The organism is Actinomycetota bacterium, assembly GCA_019347575.1.
GTDB lineage: Bacteria > Actinomycetota > Nitriliruptoria > Nitriliruptorales > Nitriliruptoraceae > JAHWKY01.
Genome location: JAHWKY010000100.1, coordinates 1 through 3,348 on the forward strand (window position 1 = coordinate 1; position 3,348 = coordinate 3,348).

At 69.6% G+C, this 3,348-nt stretch carries 4 protein-coding genes; 1 reads left to right on the forward strand and 3 read right to left on the reverse strand.

Annotation, left to right across the window (positions count from 1 at the left end; genetic code table 11):
- Window positions 1-464 precede the first annotated feature (464 nt).
- Window positions 465-872 carry a hypothetical protein gene (locus KY469_22680; GenBank protein ID MBW3665898.1) on the forward strand — a complete coding sequence of 136 codons (408 nt, stop codon included), beginning with the start codon at window positions 465-467 and terminating at the stop codon, window positions 870-872.
- On the opposite strand, the gene KY469_22685 is transcribed toward KY469_22680, so the two are convergent.
- The 3 genes from KY469_22685 to KY469_22695 all read right to left on the reverse strand — a co-directional run.
- Complete coding sequence (locus KY469_22685) at window positions 838-2,148, reverse strand: HAMP domain-containing histidine kinase (GenBank protein ID MBW3665899.1); 1,311 nt, start codon at window positions 2,146-2,148, stop codon at window positions 838-840. The two genes, KY469_22680 and KY469_22685, sit on opposite strands and share 35 nt — an antisense overlap.
- Window positions 2,148-2,822: a response regulator transcription factor gene (locus KY469_22690; protein ID MBW3665900.1), complete on the reverse strand. Its 675-nt coding sequence runs from the start codon at window positions 2,820-2,822 to the stop codon at window positions 2,148-2,150. Before KY469_22690 ends, KY469_22685 begins: the two co-directional genes overlap by 1 nt.
- Before the next feature lie 357 nt (window positions 2,823-3,179).
- Window positions 3,180-3,348 (reverse strand): anion permease (locus tag KY469_22695; GenBank protein MBW3665901.1); only part of this gene is annotated, 169 nt, incomplete at its 5' end.

The following is a 3,348-nucleotide window of genomic DNA, read 5'->3' on the forward strand; positions in this document are numbered from 1 at the left end:
TCGATCGCCCTCGGGATCCGTGACGGACCCCCGGGGGCGGATGGATCGGGCTACAGCATGGTCACCGATGAACCTCGAAGGGCACCGATGTTGCGTTCCCTCGGGATGCCTTGATCCTGACGCGGTACGCCCCGGCTGGCACTGTCTCGCCGCGTTGGGGCGTTCCATGGATCTCTGGCGGCTCCGATGGCCGGTCTTGTGACCGGTTCCAGTAGTGCTGGTCCCACGTGCTCTGCGCGTCGCGGCACTGTCCGGGTGCCCAGCGCACCATCCGGAGTTCCATCGTGCGGAAGGCGTGAGTGTCGTCGGCGACGACCTGACCTTGCTCGTCGAGGATGGAGAAGGAGCAGGGGATGCACCACTCGAATCCCACCGGGTTAGTACACACGGCGTTCGGTCGGTCGTCCCTGGTCGTGTACCGGAAGTCTCAGCCGGTCTTCAGGCGACACCCCCACAGTTGTCCCATGCGCGCGCGCCGATTCCCATCCCACGTCCCGACCTCCCAGGTGGAGGCACGGCCCGCCGCGGCGGTGGTCGGGCTGCGGGACAACCAGTTACTGGCGGCCGTGCAGACCGCCATCGAGTCGTCGGGTTTCCAGGTCACGGATGTGGCCGTGACTCCGAACCAGTTGTTGGGGGCGGTCAGCCACCGGCGACCACAGCTGGTGGTCGCCGCTCTCGACGTGCTGGGGGAGGACCCCGGACGGGTCGTCGGCCGCACGCGCGTTCTCTCCCCGCACTCGCCGATCGTGGTGTTGTCCCCGTTGGGAACGGTCGCCGCGTGGTTGCTCGAAGCCGGAGCGGAGGTGGTGGTCGCACAGACCGAGATCGGCGAGCTCAGGAAGGTGCTGCAGGACCTGCGCGAGTGGTAGACAGGGTCAGCTCGAACCCTCCGTTCCGGTGGACCAGGTCGCCGCCGTGCGTCCGGGCGGCCGCCCTGGCGATGGGCAGACCGAGACCGGACCCTCCTCTTCCGTCGAGCGTCGCGAAGCGCTCGAAGATCAGATCGTCGGCTCCCTCCGGGATGCCGGGACCGTCGTCCTCCACCCGGATGCTGACGTGATCGTCGTCGCGCGTCAGCCGCACGGTGATCTGCGCCTGCGCGTGTCGTCGGGCGTTGTCGAGGAGGTTGGCTAGGGCCTCCCGTGCCAGCGAGGGATCGATCTCGGCCAGGGTCGACGCGACATCCGCCACGACGCGGATGTCGAGGTCGGGTGCTAGGTCCGCGGCCCGCTCCAGCTCCACACCCACGACCTCGAGGAGATCTACGGGAACCCGTGCCGGCGGGCGTTCCTGCTCGAGGCGGGCCATGCGGAGCAGGGAGGTCAGCAGCCGGCCGGCGCGCCCGGTCTCCCGGACGAGGTTGCCCATCAGCTGATCACGGGCCTGCTGATCGTCCTCCCGCAGCAGGGTCTCGACGGAGGCCCGGATCCCGGCGAGCGGTGTCCGTAGCTGGTGTGCCGCGTCGGCGAGGAACCGCTTCGTACGTTCCTCCGACGTCTGCGCGTCGGAGATCGCCGCCTCGAGCGAATCCAGCATGTCATCGAACGCCACCGCGAGCCGCCCGAGTTCGGTGTCGTCACGGTCCGGTCGCAGTCGCTCACCGGAGCCGCCCGCAGCGATCCGTCTCGCGGTGGTCACGACCTCGCGCAGCGGATCCAGGCTCGCCCCGGACACGACCCAGAGGAGGGCGGTCGCCAGGAGCAGCGCGGCCGCGGTGCCCAGCGCCTCGATGATGACGAGCCGTCGCAGGGCGCTATCCACACCCGCGCGGGTGGCGAACACGGTGACGCGCAGCTCATCGCTGAGGACGGTGGTCCGCTCGACGCGTGGGAACGGCAGCGTCGTGGGAACGCCACCTTGACCGAAGCGGGGCGCCGCGGGTTCCGCGCGGTATTCGCGCCCGTCCGGTGTGTGCACCAGTGCCGGGATGCCGAGCTCCGCGAGACGGGCCGCGAGCCCCTCAGCTGGAAGCTCCTCCCAGACGGTCTCGACGATGTCGACGCGGGTCTGCAACACGTCGTCGAGGGTCTCCTCGAGCTGGGCCTTCATCCGGAAGAAGACGAACACGTCGAGCACGAGCAGCACAACCGTCAACACCGCCACAGCCGCGAGGGTGACGCGTCGGCGCAGCGACGGGGTGCGCATCAGGCCCGCAGGACGTAGCCGACGCCCCGCATCGTGTGGATCAGCCGATCGCCGTGCGCCTCGAGCTTGCGGCGGAGCGAGCTCACGTGCACCTCGACGACGTTGGGGTCGTAGGCGTCGAACCCCCACACGTCGGTCAGCAGCTGGGTCTTGGAGAAGACCCTTCCGGGGCTCCTCGCGAGCGCCAGCAACAGGTCGAACTCCGTGCGCGTGAGCTCGAGCTCGATCCCTCCGCGACGGACGGTGCGACCGTCCTCGTCGATCGTGACGTCCGCGACCGTCCGCGTCCCGGAGCGGATCCGTCCCGACCGTCGCAGCAGCGCCTCGACCCGGGCGAGCAGCTCGGCCATCGAGAACGGTTTGACGAGGTAGTCGTCTCCGCCCGCCTTGAACCCCGCCAGCCGGTCCTCGACCGAGTCCGCAGCCGTCAGGAAGATCACCGGGATGTCACTGATCGACCGGATCAACCGGGCCATGCTCAGCCCCCCCGGCCCCTCGGGCAGGCGCACGTCCAGCACCGCCAGGTCGGGCTGGAACGACCGCGCCACCGCCTCGACCTCGAGGCCGTGCGGTAGGGCGTAGGTCTGGTAGCCGTCGTCCTGCAGTGCGAGGGCCACCGCCTCACGGACGGACTGGTCGTCCTCGACGACGAGGACACGCGGTTGGTCCGGCATGCCCGGATGATAAGGACGCGCATCGAGCGTGGGAGGCGCGGGAGTGCTGGGACTCAGGTGGGGACTCGCGGGTCTGGTCGAACGGGGTGGCGGCGTGCAAGGCCTCACGCGACGTGGGGGGGGGCGGTAGTCAGCCACTCGTCGCCCGCCTGGTGACCGCGGGTTTGCCAGAAAGGATCGTGACATCGCCGAGAGTCGTCCGGACCGGCGAAGCCTCATCCCACAGCACCGCGAGCGCTCGCCGCAGCGGACCACCGGTTCGAGGAGCATCGAAGCCGCACCGCCGTCCTCGACGAGCCACGAGGCGGGGGTGCTCCTCGGCATGTGGAACGAACAGACCCGTGGCCGCACGCCGGATCAGCTGACGACGGTCATCGCGGTGACGACACCGATCACCGTCAGGTTCAGGGGGATGCCCGCGCGGGCGTAGTCGGTGAACCGGTAGCCGCCCGGGCCGTAGACGATCGTGTTGGTCTGGTAACCGATCGGGGTCAGGAACGAACTCGACGCGGCGACGGCGATCGCG